Source organism: Sphingomonas glacialis (assembly GCF_014653575.1).
Classification (GTDB): Bacteria; Pseudomonadota; Alphaproteobacteria; order Sphingomonadales; family Sphingomonadaceae; genus Sphingomonas; species Sphingomonas glacialis.
Map to the genome: position 1 here is coordinate 1 of NZ_BNAQ01000009.1, position 15,385 is coordinate 15,385.

At 63.3% G+C, this 15,385-nt stretch carries 15 protein-coding genes and 1 pseudogene; 9 read left to right on the forward strand and 7 right to left on the reverse strand.

Annotated elements, in window-relative coordinates; all coding sequences use genetic code 11:
• The 3 genes from IE187_RS19020 to IE187_RS19030 all read left to right on the forward strand — a co-directional run.
• Positions 1–873, forward strand: an 873-nt coding sequence (locus tag IE187_RS19020; RefSeq protein WP_189677589.1) for a phosphoadenosine phosphosulfate reductase domain-containing protein, incomplete at its 5' end; no start/stop codon positions are given.
• Positions 874–1,151: 278 nt separating this feature from the next.
• Positions 1,152–1,787 (forward strand): hypothetical protein, encoded by a 636-nt coding sequence (locus tag IE187_RS19025; RefSeq protein ID WP_189677590.1) that lies wholly within the window; start codon positions 1,152–1,154, stop codon positions 1,785–1,787.
• Positions 1,788–1,910: 123 nt separating this feature from the next.
• On the forward strand, positions 1,911–2,423 hold the full coding sequence (locus tag IE187_RS19030) for a DUF6927 domain-containing protein (RefSeq protein WP_229839561.1): 513 nt from the start codon (positions 1,911–1,913) through the stop codon (positions 2,421–2,423).
• A 453-nt stretch (positions 2,424–2,876) separates the two neighbouring features.
• On the opposite strand, the pseudogene IE187_RS19035 reads toward IE187_RS19030, so the two are convergent.
• Together IE187_RS19035 and IE187_RS19040 are read right to left on the reverse strand one after the other, a co-directional pair.
• Positions 2,877–3,915, reverse strand: a pseudogene (locus IE187_RS19035) (IS110 family RNA-guided transposase).
• Positions 3,916–4,080: 165 nt separating this feature from the next.
• Positions 4,081–4,974 carry a LysR family transcriptional regulator gene (locus IE187_RS19040; RefSeq protein WP_189677592.1) on the reverse strand — a complete coding sequence of 298 codons (894 nt, stop codon included), beginning with the start codon at positions 4,972–4,974 and terminating at the stop codon, positions 4,081–4,083.
• A 262-nt stretch (positions 4,975–5,236) separates the two neighbouring features.
• Between IE187_RS19040 and IE187_RS19045 the strand changes: the two genes are divergently transcribed.
• The 5 genes from IE187_RS19045 to IE187_RS19065 are packed head-to-tail and all read left to right on the forward strand — an operon-like array spanning position 5,237 to position 11,120.
• On the forward strand, positions 5,237–6,640 hold the full coding sequence (locus IE187_RS19045) for a proton-conducting transporter transmembrane domain-containing protein (protein WP_229839547.1): 1,404 nt from the start codon (positions 5,237–5,239) through the stop codon (positions 6,638–6,640).
• Positions 6,641–6,658: 18 nt separating this feature from the next.
• Positions 6,659–9,073, forward strand: coding sequence for a YbcC family protein (locus IE187_RS19050; RefSeq protein ID WP_189677594.1), 2,415 nt, complete (start codon positions 6,659–6,661; stop codon positions 9,071–9,073).
• 3 nt (positions 9,074–9,076) lie between these two features.
• Complete coding sequence (gene cysD, locus IE187_RS19055; protein WP_189677595.1) at positions 9,077–10,009, forward strand: sulfate adenylyltransferase subunit CysD; 933 nt, start codon at positions 9,077–9,079, stop codon at positions 10,007–10,009.
• Positions 10,009–10,875, forward strand: a complete 867-nt coding sequence (locus IE187_RS19060) for a DUF6671 family protein (protein ID WP_189677596.1) — start codon at positions 10,009–10,011, stop codon at positions 10,873–10,875. Before cysD ends, IE187_RS19060 begins: the two co-directional genes overlap by 1 nt.
• Positions 10,872–11,120: a hypothetical protein gene (locus IE187_RS19065; protein ID WP_189677597.1), complete on the forward strand. Its 249-nt coding sequence runs from the start codon at positions 10,872–10,874 to the stop codon at positions 11,118–11,120. Before IE187_RS19060 ends, IE187_RS19065 begins: the two co-directional genes overlap by 4 nt.
• 424 nt (positions 11,121–11,544) lie before the next feature.
• On the opposite strand, the gene IE187_RS19070 is transcribed toward IE187_RS19065, so the two are convergent.
• The 5 genes from IE187_RS19070 to IE187_RS19090 are packed head-to-tail and all read right to left on the reverse strand — an operon-like array spanning position 11,545 to position 15,085.
• The gene (locus IE187_RS19070; protein ID WP_189677598.1) at positions 11,545–12,435 is read right to left on the reverse strand and encodes a polysaccharide deacetylase family protein; all 891 of its coding nucleotides are present in this window, start codon (positions 12,433–12,435) and stop codon (positions 11,545–11,547) included.
• Entirely contained in the window at positions 12,432–12,908 is a 477-nt protein-coding gene (locus IE187_RS19075) for a GlcG/HbpS family heme-binding protein (RefSeq protein ID WP_229839549.1), read from the reverse strand. The genes IE187_RS19070 and IE187_RS19075 overlap by 4 nt, the downstream gene beginning before the upstream one ends.
• A 40-nt stretch (positions 12,909–12,948) precedes the next feature.
• On the reverse strand, positions 12,949–13,341 hold the full coding sequence (locus IE187_RS19080) for an MAPEG family protein (protein WP_189677657.1): 393 nt from the start codon (positions 13,339–13,341) through the stop codon (positions 12,949–12,951).
• Positions 13,342–13,352: 11 nt separating this feature from the next.
• Complete coding sequence (gene uraH, locus IE187_RS19085; protein ID WP_189677599.1) at positions 13,353–13,745, reverse strand: hydroxyisourate hydrolase; 393 nt, start codon at positions 13,743–13,745, stop codon at positions 13,353–13,355.
• Complete coding sequence (locus IE187_RS19090; RefSeq protein WP_229839550.1) at positions 13,742–15,085, reverse strand: amidohydrolase family protein; 1,344 nt, start codon at positions 15,083–15,085, stop codon at positions 13,742–13,744. Before IE187_RS19090 ends, uraH begins: the two co-directional genes overlap by 4 nt.
• On the opposite strand from IE187_RS19090, the gene IE187_RS19095 reads away from it, so the two are divergent.
• The gene (locus IE187_RS19095) at positions 15,073–15,312 is read left to right on the forward strand and encodes a LysR family transcriptional regulator (protein WP_189677600.1); all 240 of its coding nucleotides are present in this window, start codon (positions 15,073–15,075) and stop codon (positions 15,310–15,312) included. The genes IE187_RS19090 and IE187_RS19095 overlap by 13 nt on opposite strands.
• Positions 15,313–15,385: the final 73 nt, after the last annotated feature.

Genomic DNA, 15,385 nt, shown 5'->3' on the forward strand with positions numbered 1-15,385 from the left:
CTCAGCCTCGGGGTGCCGGCACACGCGATCGAGCTGCATCACCATGATGTCGATGGCCACGGCCCGACCTTCATGGATTGGCCGTGCACCCCCGCCTATGTCCGCGCGATCGCCGAGCATTTCGGGATCGCTCTCTACGTCTCGTGGCGCGAGGGCGGCTTCGCGCGCGAGCTGGCGCGCGACGACGCGCCGACCGCGCCGATCGCGTTCGAGACGCCGACTGGCATCGGCCGTGCCGGGGGCAAAGGCCCTGCTGGCACGCGCGGGCTTTTTCCCCAGACGTCTCCCGATCTTCGGGTGCGCTGGTGCAGCCCCGCGCTGAAGATTGACGTCCTCGCGGCCGCGATCCGGAATCAGCCGCGCTTCCTTGACGGCCGCACGCTCGTCATCACCGGCGAGCGCGCCGAGGAAAGTCCCTCGCGTGCGCGCTATGCGACGTTTGAGCCGCATCGCACCTCCACCCTCGCGCGTGCAGTCGATCATTGGCGCCCAGTCCATGACTGGACCGAGCGCCTGACCTGGGACGCGATCTCGCAAGCGCGCATCCGCCCCCACCCGGCCTACGTCCTGGGATGGGGACGTCTGTCCTGCCGAGCCTGCATCTTCGGCTCACCGGACCAATGGGCGACGCTCCGGCTCGTCTTCCCTGCCGCCTTCCGACGGGTCGCGGCTCGCGAAGCCGCGAGCGGGAAGACGATCCATCGCTCGCTCACCGTCACGCAGCTCGCTGACCGCGGCACGGCGTTCCCGGCCGCGACGCTGCATCCCGACGAATTGGCGCAAGCCGATGATCCGGTCTGGCGTCTCTCGATTTTGACGGATTGCTGGACGCTCCCTGCCGGCGCATTCGGCGACCATGCAGGCCCGCCATGAACGCCGCCACGTGCGTCGATCTCATGGACCTGCTCGCTCCCACGCGGGAAGACCCGCTGTGGGAAGCCGAGAAATCGGGATGGCGCTGCTTCGTCATGGGCAACGACCGATGCCATTACCGCCGAGGGAGCAAGTCCGCACGGCTTGGCAGTCAGGCTATGACGCGGCCTCACGATCGGCCGATCCTGTTGGCGGGATGCTCTGACCAAGGCCCCGTCCACGGAGGAGAGGAAGCCTTCGGCCTTTTGAGCGCGCCTTGGCGCTCAGGAGGTTCGGCCATGCTCTACGACACCCACTACCGCCACAATGAGGCGCTGTCTCCCGAGGCGCTGGGCACATTGCCCGCAGCGCTCCACGCTCTGAACGCTGGCGTCGACGACTGCCGGCGTGCCGGCAGGCCGATCGACCGCGATGCGTCGATCCTGCTGCTGATCCGCAACCTGGCGTCCGTCGCCGAACGTGGTACGCCCAGCACCAACGAACTGCGCCTGCACTGTGCGGAAGATCGGGGCACCGTCATCGCCGGATCCGCGCTGCTCGACATCGCCGGCAACAGCGTCGCCGGCGATGCCGGTGCTAAACGGACCTTCCATCGACAGGCACAAAGCGCACTCGCTTCGCTTGCCGAGGCCATCGGCCTCGAGGCCCATGACGTCCGCATCGATACCGACATGGGCGGAATTGGTGATGATGGCACGACCGAGCTGCGCCACGCCGATCTCTCGATCCGCGTGCGTCCGCACAGCTTCCTCCCCGACAGCGAAATCACCTTCAACCGCTGCCGGGGCGGCGAACACGCCGGCCCCGTTCAACGCGCACCGATCGCCGAGCTGCTGGATGCAGCCACGTTCCAGCGCCGGCTCACCGCGACGGTTGGCGACGTTGGCGCTCCGCGCCTCGCCGCTGCCGCCTGATCCTTACGTCATCGGAGATTTATCATGGGTTGGCTCTTCATGCGCGATATGGGCGGCCACGCCTCCCCGCGCTCCTATCTCGACAACCAGTTCACATACCAGCGTGACACGCATCGCTTGACCGTGCTCGCCTCGGCCATGGTCGGATCGACCTATTACGCCGCGTGCGAGCGCCTCGCCGATGACGCCGAACGGATCGTCTTCGGCATCGTCTGCCTCACCAAGACCAGCACCGGTGCCCGCGACGGATGCACGTTCGGCTACAAAGACATGGATGAAACGGTCGGGCCGAACGAGAGCGATTGCCCGGCCGCGACCCTCGACGAGCTGACCGCTACGGACAGCGAATATGCTTTGGCCTGGCGCGCGCGGTGCCGCGCTAACCTGCTCGCGAAAAAGCTCGACCGGGCCAAGCCGACCCCGAAGCCCGGGCAGACCATCATCTTCGATGAGCCCATGCGCTTCAGCGACGGTAGCGACCGCAATCGCTTCGAGGTGGTCGCCAATCCCAAGGGCAAGACGCCGCTGTTTCGCGACCCGGAAAGCCGCGCGATCTGCCGCATCCCAGCATTTCGCAAACGGGCATACCGGATCGTTCATGCGGCGATCGTCGTGAGGGACGCGACTAGGGGCTGACGGAAAACCTCCAAAATCGCGTTTCCGCCTACTGAGGCAAAGGGACAGGGTTTATCGCGCAGGCTGAGCCTTGATTAAACAACCCCGTCCGTGACTTCGACGGTGCCATCGGAAATTATGTGTTTGCCGACAGGGGCACCCGCCCACTCTCGACCACTTCTGGTCGTACGGGTGACGGTGGCAAATGACCGTGTGTGGACGCCCCGTCGGATACAAGGGGGTATTCGAGAGATTTGATCGCGCAGGTTCAGGTGCTTCCGTGTGTCCGGCCTACTGATGCAGCCATCATCACGGCTGCTGGCCTGTATGGAGATCGCGGATTGGGTCAAGACCGGTTCTGCGCGCTCGAGGCGCTTGGACATTGCACTGGTTTTCCCAACCCCGTCATCTGACCGTTGCGCCATACCTCTCTACTGACCTTCCTTGCGTCCCTGACGCCTCAAGCCTTGGCGGTCACACCGCCGCGGCCGGAGCTCTGTAGGACCCGCCATGCGCCATCAGCGCCCAAACGGTCCTCGCCATCTTATTCGCCAGTGCGACGGTGACCAGCATGCGAGGCTTGCGCGCTAGCATGCCGGCCAACCATGCCCCGGCCTTGTCTGGATCGCGCGCCGCGACCTTGGTTGTTGAACTCGCGCCTAAGATCAGCAGCCGTCGCAGGCTGCGCTCGCCCATTTTCGTCGTACGCCCCAGCCGCTCCTTGCCGCCGCTGGAGTGCTGCCGTGGGACGAGCCCGCCAGGCCGCGAAGTCGCGCCCGCGTCGAAAGGTGCTGGCCGCCGGCGCCAGCGCTACCAGCGCGGTCGCGATCACCGGGCCAACACCGGGTATCGTCATCAGCCGCTTTGCCACGGGATCAGCCTTTGCCCGGCTTGCGATCTCGCGGTCCAGAAGAGCGATCTGCGACTGCAGCGCCTTCAGGCTCTCCGCGATGACGGCCAGCACCGGTCGCGCCTCAGACGGCACGTCGGTTGTGGGATCGACGACGATTTCGACGAGCTTGGCGACGTGCCCGACACCCTGGCGCACGATGTAGCCGAACTCGGTGAGATGTCCGCGCAAGGCGTTGATCAACTGGGTGCGCTGGCGCACGAGCAAGTCGCGCGTACGGAACACCACCGCCGAGGCCTGAGCCGCCGCGCTCTTGCCTGGCACGAACCGCATCGTCGGTCGTTGTGCCGCCTCGCAAATCGCCTCCGCGTCGGCCATGTCGTTCTTCTGCCGCTTCACGAACGGCTTCACGTAAGCCGGCGGGATCAGCTTCGTGTCGTGCCCCACCGCGGCGATCTCACGCGCCCAGTAATGCGCGCTCGCACAAGCCTCCATTGCCACCACGCATCGCGGCAGTGTCGAGAAGAACGCCAATACCTGATCACGCCGTAGCTTCTTGCGGAAGATCACCGTGCCGCCCGCATCCGAGCCGTGAACTTGAAAAACCGATTTGGCCAAATCGATGCCGACTGTGCTAACCTCACCCCTGGACGCCTCCTTCAAGTGATGTTTCAACACCTCCACTATGGCACATCGATGCCGTCAGGGGGCGTCCACCCCAACGGTTCTAAGAAGGCCTGCCGTCGCCGACGCCGGAACCGGACGATCGGCAATGCCCCTACAGTCGGTCGGTTTGGTTGCAATCAAGCTAATCCCGAACGCTGCCGCTCAATTCGGGCTTTCGTGGGCGTATCCCGGAAGCAATTCGCCGAGAAGTTGATTGGGAAACTTTCGGCTAAGAATGATCGCATAGAAGCTTTCGGTGAGTTGCGGGATGCGGCAGTGCTCGACCAGCACCCCGGATTCGAGCTCATCGCGCACAACAATGGGCGGGACCAGCGTCAGGCCGTCGCGTTCACGAGCTAATAGACGCAGCATCGCCATGTCATCGACTTCGGCGAGGATGATCGGGCGGATTCCCGCCAGATCCAGCAGTCGGTCGAACCCCAACCGGATGTCGCTGTCTAGGCTGGGGAGCAACACAGGCTCACTGCGCAAATCCTCCGGGAAGCGGAACGGCACCTGGCCCGGCCTCGGCCGTCCCACCAGACTAACGGGCTGTTCATTCAGGAGATGGTTGCGAAAGGGAGCGCGGGCGTCCCTCGGGGCGGCGCTGTTGGATAGGACCACGTCAATCGCATGGGCTTCGAGCTGTGCCAGCAGGTCGCGGATGGTGCCGGAGCGCACGATCAACTCGACGTCGGCGCGGCCGACCAAAGGGTTCAGAAACTCAAGCTGGAAGTTGCGCGACAAGGTCGTCAGCGCGCCGACCCTCAGGACCTGGCGGCTCGCGAGGGGGCGACCGTCGAGCGTGCTCATCAGCTCATCGCCAGCTTTGAAGACGGTGTCCGCATAGTCGAGCGTGATCTGCCCCGCTTCGGTCAGGACGAGCCTTTTGCCCACGCGGTCGAAAAGGGGGTGCCCCATCTGATGCTCGAGTTTTTGGATCTGCACAGACAGAGCCGACTGCGACAGGTTTAGCCGCTCCGCAGCCCGCGTAAGGCTGCCTTCATGCGCGACCGCCCAGAAATAGCGCAGGTGGTTGAAGTTCAGGTTTTTCATATCGTTCGATAAAACAGAACGAAATGGTCGAGACAATGAATTTTTCCGATCGTGCGTTGCCAGTTATCGGTTCTCCGACGCGCATGTTGCGTTGGGGGGAAGACCTTTGCCGATTGATCTGTTGCCCTATGCTGCTCCCTTGGCGCTCTTGCTGAGTGCGGCTGTCGGATTTCTACGCCCGGGCCGCACGTCCAGTATTGCTAAGCGAGTAGCTGAAGTTTCGGCCTTATTTGCGCTAGGGGTCGCGAGCGTTTCCGCTACAATGCTCTTTGCGCACGGGGCGTGGGACAGCACCCTGATCGGCGCGCGGGGTATTGGGTTCTCGATCCGCCTCGACGCGATCAGCGGCGTGATGCTTCTGTTGGTGTCATTCATCGGCTGGGTCGTGGTGCGCTATACAGCGACCTATTTGGACGGGGAACCACGCCAAGGCGCGTTTACCGGCTGGCTGTCGCTGACGCTTGCCACAGTGCTGCTGCTCGTGCTCTCGGGCAATGTGGTTCAGCTCGTCCTCGTGTGGATCGCGACGAGTCTGTTCCTGCACCGGCTCCTGCTGTTCTATCCGGAGCGGATCGCGGCAAAGAGGGCCGCTGCGAAGAAGTTCGTCACCGCGCGGATCGGCGACATGGCGCTGATAATCGCGGCTTTGTTGCTGACATTTGCCTATGGCACGACGGATATCGAACAGATTCTGAACGCTGCCCGCGCGGGGACCGGCGGCGACCCAGCGATTGTCGCGGCGGGATTTTTGGGGGTCGCCGCGCTTTTGAAGTCGGCCCAGTTTCCCATGCACGGCTGGCTGACCGAAGTGATGGAGGCTCCAACGCCGGTTTCGGCGCTATTGCACGCCGGGGTCATCAATGCCGGTGGCTTCCTGCTAATCCGCTTTGCCGACGTTATGTTGCTGGCGCCCGGTGTACTCGCCGGGCTCGTGTTGATCGGCGGATTCACCGCGCTCTTTGCCGGGCTGGTCATGCTGACCCAGCCGGCGGTGAAAACGTCTCTCGCCTGGTCGACAGTCGCCCAGATGGGCTTCATGATCCTCGAATGCGGCCTGGCGCTGTTCCCGCTCGCCCTGCTGCACATCGTGGCCCATTCACTCTACAAGGCGCATTCGTTCCTCGCCTCCGGCGGCGCGGTCGAACTGATCGCTGCCAACCGCCGACCCGGACCTGTGGCCAGTCCCAAGGCCGGGGCGGTGGCCCGTGCCTTTCTACTCGCACTGGCGATCTATGCCGTCGTCGGGTTCGGCTTTGGATTTCAGCACAAGTCGCCGCAGGCCATCGCGTTGGGCGCGATCCTGATCTTCGGCGTCGCCTATATGCTCGCACAAGGTTTGGCGGACGCCGCGCCGCGGGCATTGACCAGGCGTACCGTCGTCTACGCCGTCGCCACGTCCGTTGGCTATTTCGCCCTCCAGGTCTTCGCGATCTGGCTGACGTCAGGGGTGCTGCCGCCTGCACCGTCACCAGGTCCACTGGAATGGGCGCTGATCGTCCTTGCGGTCATCAGTTTCGGCCTCGTGGCGGTCGTCCAGGCGATGTTTCCGCTGTGGGCCTACCACCCCGCGGCCGCTGGGCTGCGCGTGCATCTCTCCAACGGCTTCTATGCCAACGCGGTGTTCGACCGGCTGCTCGGCGGCTGGCGGATGCGCGACGCCTCCTGATCTCCTGGGGAAAAGACCATGATGCATGCAAAGCCTCCACTCGGGCGCGACACGCTCGACATCGTTGTCGATCAAGCCGTTCGGGCGATCCCGCCCGCCTGGCCCTTGGCGTCGAGCGTGGCGGTCAATCCATTCCTTGGCCAGACCCGGGAGAGCCTCGCCACGGTTGCCGCCAGGCTCGCCAGGGTGGCTGGTATCCCGGTGACGATGCCGCGAAGCTGGTATCTGGAACAGATCGCCGATGGACACATAACTGATGCTGATCTTTTGGCCGCTCTTACGACTGCGCCGGCGGCGCAGCGCCCGCCGAACCTTGGGGCGCTGAAGGCCGCGGTCCAGGTGGCAAGATCGGGCACCGGTGCCCTGCCGACGGTCGCGGACCTTGCGGCGGAAGTTTCCGGAATCGACTGGCCGGGACTGATCGCCGAGCGGTTCGGCGCTTGGGCGGCCGGGTATTTAGACGAGGGGCAGGCGCTCTGGGCTGCCCCTCGCGGCAGAGGCGCCTACGCCGCTTGGCGCGCGGTCGCGACCCATGACCTGACGCCGGAGATTGCCGGTCTTTCCGGGTTCGCAACTCACGTGTCGCTGGCTCCGGAAGCAGCAGCGGATGCGGTGACGAGCGTCGTGCAACGCATGCGCGTTCCGATAGCGGCGGCGCACACCTATTTCCACCAGATGCTCATGACACTCGGCGGATGGGCGCAATATGCCCGCTATCGGCTGTGGCAGGCCGAACTCGCCGGTAGCACCGACGCGACCATGAGCGACTTTCTGGCGATCCGCCTTATCTGGGAAGCGGCGCTGTTTGATCGCTATGAAAAGGAGATCGGCGCGCGCTGGGCGTCGGTCGTTGCCAAGCATGCTTTGCCTGTCACACCCACCGTCGATCATGTCGTCGACGCCATCCTGCAGGAAGCATCGGAACGCGCGGCGCAACGCGAGCTGGCTGAAACGCTCGGTGGGCCGGAGAACGAGACGATCAAAGGCCGCCCCGTATTGCAGGCCGCCTTCTGTATCGATGTGCGCTCCGAGGTATTCCGGCGTGCGCTCGAATCCGTAAACCCGGCGATCCAGACCCTAGGGTTCGCGGGCTTTTTCGGCATGACCGCGTCGCATCGCCGCTTTGCTTCGGACGTGAGCGAACACCGGCTGCCCGTATTGCTGAACCCCGGCCTGACGACCAGTTCGGGCGGTGCGGACGACGCCGGTGCGGATCAGAGCGCTCGGTTGAAGGCGCGGGCGAAGCGTGCCTGGGGCCGTTTCAAGCTGGCCGCCGTATCATCTTTTGCTTTCGTCGAGGCAACGGGACCACTTTATATCGGCAAGCTGGTGATCGATGCATTGGGCCTGCGCACAACACCAGTGCCGAATGATCCGGCACCGCTTCCCGATCCCGCGCTCGATCTTGCGGCCCGGACAGCGGCGGCGGAGACCGTGCTGCGGGCCATGTCGGTGACGACTGATTTCGCAAGGCTCGTCGTCCTGGCCGGCCACGGTGCCAACGTCGTCAACAACCCTCATGCCAGCGGGCTGCACTGCGGCGCCTGCGGTGGCTATTCGGGCGAGGTGAATGCTCGCCTGCTCGCCAGCCTGCTGAACGATCCCGAGGTCCGCAGTGGTCTAATTCCAAAAGGGATCGCCATACCCTCTGACACTTTGTTCGTCGCTGCTTTGCACGACACGACGACTGACGCTGTCATGCTCTATTCCGAAGACTGCATTTCCGCAGCGCACGCTACCGATCTGAACGAAGCCAGGGTCTGGCTCGCCGCAGCGGGCAAGATCGCCCGGGGCGAGCGGGCGTTGCGTCTGCCGCGAGGAGCAGGTGAGGACAGTCTCGCAATGCGCAGCCGCGACTGGGCCGAGGTCAGGCCAGAATGGGCGTTGGCAGGCTGCAAGGCTTTCATCGCGGCACCACGTCGGCGCACGATGGGAAAGAGTCTCGAGGGTCGGGCCTTCTTGCATGACTATGACTGGCAGGGTGACATTGACTTTGGCGTCCTGGAACTGATCCTGACGGCGCCCGTGGTCGTGGCGAGTTGGATCAGCCTGCAATATTATGGCTCGACGGTGGCACCCGCGGTCTTCGGGGGCGGCAACAAGCTCCTGCACAACGTCGTTGGCGGCATCGGCGTCGTGGAGGGCAATGGCGGCGCCTTGCGTGCCGGCCTCCCATGGCAGTCCGTCCATGACGGTGACCGTCTCGTTCATGAGCCCCTCAGGCTTTCGGTTTGTATCGAAGCGCCGCGCGACGCGATGACCGCAATCCTCAAACGCCATCCCGACGTGCGTGCGCTTTTCGACAATCGCTGGCTCTATCTCTTCGCGCTCGACGAGGCGGGGCGGATCGCATGGCGATACACAGCCGATCTGGAATGGGTGGCGGTCATCGAGTCAGAGCCTGCAACGGCGGTGCCTGAGTTGGCGGCCTGACCCATGAAGCCGACGGAAAGCAGCGCGGCGCAGTTACCTCGCATGTCGCACCTCGAGCGACTGGAGTCCGAGGCGATCCATATCCTGCGCGAGGTCGTCGCCGAGGCGCGTAATTCGGTGATGCTGTTCTCGGCAGGCAAGGACAGCACTGTTATGGCCCACTTGGCCTTGCGGGCGTTCTACCGCGGCAAGCCGCCCTTTCCCTTGTTGCACATCGACTCGACCTGGGAGTTCGGATCGCTCCTGACGTTTCGCGATTCCTTTGCGCGCGATCACGGGTTTGATCTGATCGTGCGGGCCAATGAGGAAGGGCGTGCCGCAGGCCTCAGCCCCTTCGATCATGGCGAACGCTATACCTCAGCCATGCGCACCGAACCGCTCAAGGTCGCGCTCGATCAGGGTGGTTATGACGTAATTTTGGGTGGTGCCCGGCGCGATGAGGAGAAATCCCGCGCCAAGGAGCGCATAGTCTCCATTCGCAGTGCCGGTCATGGCTGGGTTCCAAGGCAGCAGCGCCCAGAGCTTTGGCACCTCTACAACACACGCCTCGCCCCTGGCCAATCAGCGCGCGTGCTCCCGCTATCGAACTGGACCGAGGCGGACATCTGGAGTTACGCGCTGCTGCACCACATTCCGCTGGCACCGCTTTATTTCGCCCAAGTTCGGCCAGTCATCGAGCGCGATGGCGCATGGCTAGTGATCGATGATCCGGCCCGTATGCGCTTCAAGGCGGGAGAGGCCACGAGCGAACGCTCGGTTCGTTTCCGAACCCTAGGGTGTTGGCCTGTAACGGCTGCGGTCGAGTCACAAGCCGCCGACCTTTTTTCAATCGTTCGCGAAACACTCGGCGCAGCGAACTCCGAGCGGCAAGGTCGCATCGGCGACAGCGAAGATGGCGGTTCGCTCGAACAGAAAAAGCGCGAAGGCTATTTCTGATGGAGGCAGCGGGGGGACTCCTCTATCGCGGCGACCGCGCGATCCTGGCGACAATGCATGCCAAGGAAAAGGTCGTGGCGCCGATCGTCGAGCGTTTTCTGGGCTTGCGCCTGGAAGTCGTTTCCGGGGTGGACACAGACGCCTTCGGCACCTTTAGCCGGGATATTGAGCGGACCGGATCGCAGCTCGATGCAGCACGCGCCAAGATTGAGGCGGCTTTCGAGGGAATGCCCGACCTTCAGATCGGATTGGCTAGCGAAGGCAGCTTTGGGCCGCACCCCTATATTCCGTTCTGCCCGCTCGAGCGCGAAATTGTCGTCCTGGTCGATCGAACGGCCCGGCTGGAAGTTGTCGGGTACCATGCGACGCTCGACACGAACTTTGCGCACGCGGTCGTAACCGATATCGCTGGCGGCCTCGCATTCGCTGAAAGGGTGGGGTTTCCGGATCACGGGGTCATCGTGATGGGCTGCCGCGATGGTCAGCCGGCACATGATCTCGGGCTGATCAAAGATGCGGAAACCTGGGACGGCCTGACATCGGCGCTTGACCGGGTCATCTCCAAGGTGGGTGCCGCCTTTGTAGAAACTGACATGCGTGCGCACCGTAATCCCAGGCGTATGCGCGCGATCAAGCGCGCGACGATTGAGTTGGTCCGGCGCGTAAGAAGTCCGTGTCCTGCCTGCGGCCGGCCTGGATATGCCGTGACCGAACGCCTTCCAGGCCTGCCATGTTCGTGGTGCGGCGAGCCGACGCTGCTCATCAGAGCAAGCGTGCAGACATGCGTCGGTTGCGGTTGGCGTGTTGAGCATGCCGTCGAGGCCGCAGCTGCTGAGCCCGCGCACTGCGGGGAGTGCAATCCATGAGCCGGGAGGAGCGGATGAGAGAGGTGAGGCGGGAGCCTGAAATCATGCTGGCAGTAGCGGACGCCAGAATCGCATGGGTGCTGGAGCACCCGCACATGAGTGATTGGCTGAAACAGGCGCTTCGAACGGCAGACGGGCTTGATCCAATCGGGCTGCAGAACGATATCGAGATGCTCAGGCATTTGATTGTTCCGAGAGCCCAAGCCCAGATCGAGATCACCATGACCTCATTATTCGTAGAGTGAAGCCGGCCAGAAGTCATCGGCTCGCCATAGGACATCAAAGAGGCCTTTGGTTCGTACGGCCGCTATCCTATGCCCCACGCCGAAGAGCTGCCGGGAAGCAGTGGCGAATGCTCCTCATTGCGAGACGCGCCTTAGCGCCCCTCTGAAGGTCCAATGTCGGAGCGGAAGCTGTCCTTCGGGGAGGCGTTCCGCTACGGTAAAATGTCCCAAAAGGCGACGCTTGGCGGCAGAGGTGGCGGGAAACCCTGTCGCTTTCTCCGATGCGCGACAAACGGATGTTTTCCGTCGTTCCCGTGGATAGCAACAAGCGCTCGCAAGCGACGCAATGACCATTGACGTTTTACACACGCGAAGGTCCCGTGTTGCTGTTGTGAAACTTAGCATTATCGCGATAGTAGTGACACCACATCGTCAGCCTATCCCGTCAGGTAGGCTTGCCAGGTCCCTCCGCCATATGTTCCGCGATGGCGCCTGCTGTCGTCCACCAAATGCGGGAGTCGGCAGCCTTCCTCAATCGCGTCAGTACCCGGTCGAGATGTACCGCTCGGTGGGCCTGCCCCATGATGTAGGGATGGAGCGCGATGCCCAGCACCACCGGGCGACGGTCGCACTCGGCCAGAAGCTGTTCAATCGCGTCCTCGATCATGCCGGCAAAGGTTTCGGCTTCCTGATGGCGGGCGATAATCGAGGGGATGTCGTTGATCTCCTGTGAATACGGGATCGACAGGATTCCCTTGCCACTCCGTGTATCCAGTCGTGTCGGCTGATCGTCATGCGCCCAGTCGAGGACATAGTCGAACCCTGCTTCTTCAAGGAGATCAGGCGTATTCTCACTTTCCGAGATCCACGGCCCGAGCCAACCGCGGGGGCGGAGGCCGATGGCTTCGAATTCCTGAAGCGTACGCGCGATCATTTCGCGCTCCTCGTTTTCGCTCAAGTGGCCCTCGGCCTGTGCATTGGTGCGGCCATGCGCGGCGATTTCATCACCCCGGTCTCGGCACGCCTCCGCAAGCCCTGGGCACCGCGTGATGATGGCGCTGTTGACGAGCGCCGTCGTCTTCAGTTCGAGCCGGTCGAACATCTCCATGAAACGCCAGGCGCCGACGCGGTTGCCGTAATCGCGCCAGGCGAAGTTCATAACGTCGGGATCGGTCTTGGATGGGGCCAGCGTTGCGCCCATCCCGTCGCCAAAGGCAAAAACCTCATGATTAACGCCGAGGTACACCGCCAGACGGCGTCCTTCGGGCCAGCTATAATCGGGGCGGCCGATGATTGGGACGTACTCATACCGGCTGTGATGTGCCAGTTCCGTCATGGACGTGTCCTCGCTTTGCCCAATACTTGTGCGATGGCCTCGGTCGCACAGCGCTCGTCATTGGCGGATCCACCTGACCCGGCGACGCCGATACCCCCGATCACGTCACCATCAACGATAATCGGCATGCCACCGCCCAACAAAAGGAGTTCGGGAATGGTGACGAGGTTACGAGACGTCGGATCTGTCGCTGCGCGCTCAGTCAGTACGGTCGTGTTGGCCTTGGTCGACAAGGCGGTGAACGCCTTGCGCTGGGCGGCGAGCGTGTTGTGCGGGCCGATGTCGTCGCCGCGCTGGAGAGAGACCAGGTTTCCGCCGCGATCGACGACCGCGACCACAGACTCTCGACCGATCGCGCGGCACGAGGCGATCGCGGCACTCGTCAGGCTGTTGGCCAGCGCCAGCGACACGGTTTTGCGTTCCAGCGGTACTGCGGGCGTTGCCGCGGGCAGAAGAATGACGAGACTCAACACCGTGATGTGACCTTTCAGGAATTATTAGCGCGGAGACGCATCAGGCGACGCCGGTCGCGATCAGTGCAGCCCAGCCAACGAGGAACGCCAGCGCGAGCCATGTCAGGATCGCACTGCCTGCTCGCGGCACGTTGGACCGGCGCAGGTCCATTCCAATCGGATGGGCGATCCGGGCGACAACAAACATTGCACCGGTGACCCCGAGCGTCAGGCTGGACCCGCGGGCGAGCTCGATCAGCGCCATCAGCGCCAGGACAAACGGAGCATATTCGACCAGATTGGCATGCGCGCGCATCCGTCCAGCAAGAACATCCTCACCGCCGTCGCCGATCAGCACATTGTCGCGCAACCGCATGCGGAAGATCCGCAGGCCAAGCCATAGGTTGATCGTTCCAAGGGAGGCCGCTGCCGCCAGCGTGACGGGAAGCGTCATGCCCGTCACACTCAGTTTCCCCGGTAGGTCGAATAGCCATAGGGGCTGACAACGACCGGCACATGGTAGTGACCCGCCTTGTCGATCACGCGGAACGTCAGCGTGATTTCCGGAAAGAACGGGCTCGCTGACGCATCGGGGTAGCGCGACATGTCGAACTGGAGCTTGTAGATTCCGGTGTCGAACGACTTGGCGTCCCCAAAGCTACGAACGCGGCCATCGGCATCGGTGGTAGCGGTGCCGACCTTTTGCCAGCGTCCGTCATCCGCACGCTTCGAGAGGGTTACAGGCACGGCCTTGCCGCCAACGCCCCGGGCGAGGTCAAGAACGTGAGTGGAAATGTCGGCTGCCGCGGCGGGGGTGGCGACTGCGCCGAGCAATAGAGCGAGAGCGATGGCCTTCATGAGCGATATCCTTGCTGAGTGTCGTATCGGGAAAAGAGGGTGTCGAGGCGCGATGTGCCTGATGGTACGATCGCGCCCTGCTGGATCAGACGACGGTGGCGCGGCGGATCGGCGACTGCGGCCGCGGCGTTTTCTGCATCGACTATAAGGAACGTCGCTTCGTCACCGATAGCCAAGCCGTAGCGTCGGAGCCCCAGAACCGATGCTGCATCCGTCGTGGCCATATCCAGCGCGGTCGCGAGATCGGCGTCGGTGAAGAAGCCTGATCGATACCCGATCATCATCGCGCGCCCGAGCATGTCGGCATCGCCATACGGCCACCAGGCATCGCGGATGTTGTCGTTGCCGGCAAACACGCGCACGCCTGCACTACGAAGCACCTTGATCGGCGGAAAAGCGCGGTCACCCGGCGCATTCGTCATGATCGCTACGCCGGCTTCCGCCAAAATATCGGCAGTGCGGGCGGCTTCGTCCGGCCCGACATCGCCGAGCGCATAGGCGTGGCTCACGACGACCTTGCTCTGCATTCCGATCGCGATCGTTCGCGCAGCGATCCGGCGCAGCTGCTCGATCCCCTGTCGACCGGGTTCGTGGAGGTGGATATCGATCTTCACGCCGTGCCGTTCCGCCACGCCGAACACCACGTCGAGGTGCGCGTCGGCATCACCGTCGAACGCCGAAGGGTCCAGCCCGCCGACGACGCGTGCCCCTTCCCGAACGGCCGCATCGAGTAGATCGGCGGTCCCGGGGGATGCAAGGATGCCTGCCTGGGGAAACGCGACGATCTCGACATCGACGCGGTCCCGCCACGGCTCACACGCCGCCATCACCGCATGCAGATTGGCGAGGCCGATCGAGGCATCTACGTCGACATGGCTACGCATCGCGACCGGGCCGAAACCGTGCGCCTGCGCCAGCAACGCCTGCGCGCGATCGGTGACCGGCAATGCATCCGCAAGCAGCTGCTTCTCGATACCCAAGCGTTCGCCAAGGCTTTCGGCTGGGCGATGCGGAGGCCAGTCATCGCCAACGAAGCTCTTGTCGAGATGGATGTGGCCTTCGACGAATGCGGGAAGGACCAGAAGCCCCGCCAGGTCGATGATGTCGGCATTGGCCGGCAGAGACGCCGCCTCAACAAACTGACCGCCCGACACCGCCAGATCGCTGGTTCGACCATCTTTCAGCAGAGCGTTTCGATATAGGCGGGGTGCGATGAAGTCACGCAAATCAGCGGTCCTTGGCTTAATGAAACTCGCAAATGGGCGCGCGTGCTCACATTTATGAATGAGATATTCAAATGGCCGGCATTCGATATTAGAATGCCGATATGCTCGACCCAAGATTGCTCCGTACCTTCGTCGCTATCGCCGATGCCGCCAGCTTCACGATCGCAGCCGATCGTCTCAATTCCACCCAGTCGACGGTCAGCCAGCATCTTGGCCGCCTTGAAGCAGCGGTCGGGCAGTCGCTGATCGATCGATCGGCGAGGCCTATTTCGCCGACGCCTTCTGGTGAGCGGTTGCTAGGCGGCGTGGACAAATTGGTTGACGCGAGATTCGGTGATTGATTCAAGGCTTCCTTTTGGAGGCAGGGTTGAGCCGGGGTGATCTGAGCGAAGCGGAATGGCGCGTTTTGAGAGG

Excerpts from the sequence above, each read along its gene's own strand:
- IE187_RS19080 (WP_189677657.1), bottom strand. The coding sequence starts at position 13,341 with ATGACGCTTCCCGTCACGCTGGCGGCAGCGGCCTCCCTTGGAACGATC.
- cysD (WP_189677595.1), top strand. The coding sequence starts at position 9,077 with ATGAAGCCGACGGAAAGCAGCGCGGCGCAGTTACCTCGCATGTCGCAC.
- IE187_RS19045 (WP_229839547.1), top strand. The coding sequence starts at position 5,237 with ATGCTCTTTGCGCACGGGGCGTGGGACAGCACCCTGATCGGCGCGCGG.
- IE187_RS19060 (WP_189677596.1), top strand. The coding sequence starts at position 10,009 with ATGGAGGCAGCGGGGGGACTCCTCTATCGCGGCGACCGCGCGATCCTG.
- IE187_RS19040 (WP_189677592.1), bottom strand. The coding sequence starts at position 4,974 with ATGAAAAACCTGAACTTCAACCACCTGCGCTATTTCTGGGCGGTCGCG.
- IE187_RS19050 (WP_189677594.1), top strand. The coding sequence starts at position 6,659 with ATGATGCATGCAAAGCCTCCACTCGGGCGCGACACGCTCGACATCGTT.
- IE187_RS19095 (WP_189677600.1), top strand. The coding sequence starts at position 15,073 with ATGCTCGACCCAAGATTGCTCCGTACCTTCGTCGCTATCGCCGATGCC.
- IE187_RS19065 (WP_189677597.1), top strand. The coding sequence starts at position 10,872 with ATGAGCCGGGAGGAGCGGATGAGAGAGGTGAGGCGGGAGCCTGAAATC.
- IE187_RS19070 (WP_189677598.1), bottom strand. The coding sequence starts at position 12,435 with ATGACGGAACTGGCACATCACAGCCGGTATGAGTACGTCCCAATCATC.
- uraH (WP_189677599.1), bottom strand. The coding sequence starts at position 13,745 with ATGAAGGCCATCGCTCTCGCTCTATTGCTCGGCGCAGTCGCCACCCCC.
- IE187_RS19025 (WP_189677590.1), top strand. The coding sequence starts at position 1,152 with ATGCTCTACGACACCCACTACCGCCACAATGAGGCGCTGTCTCCCGAG.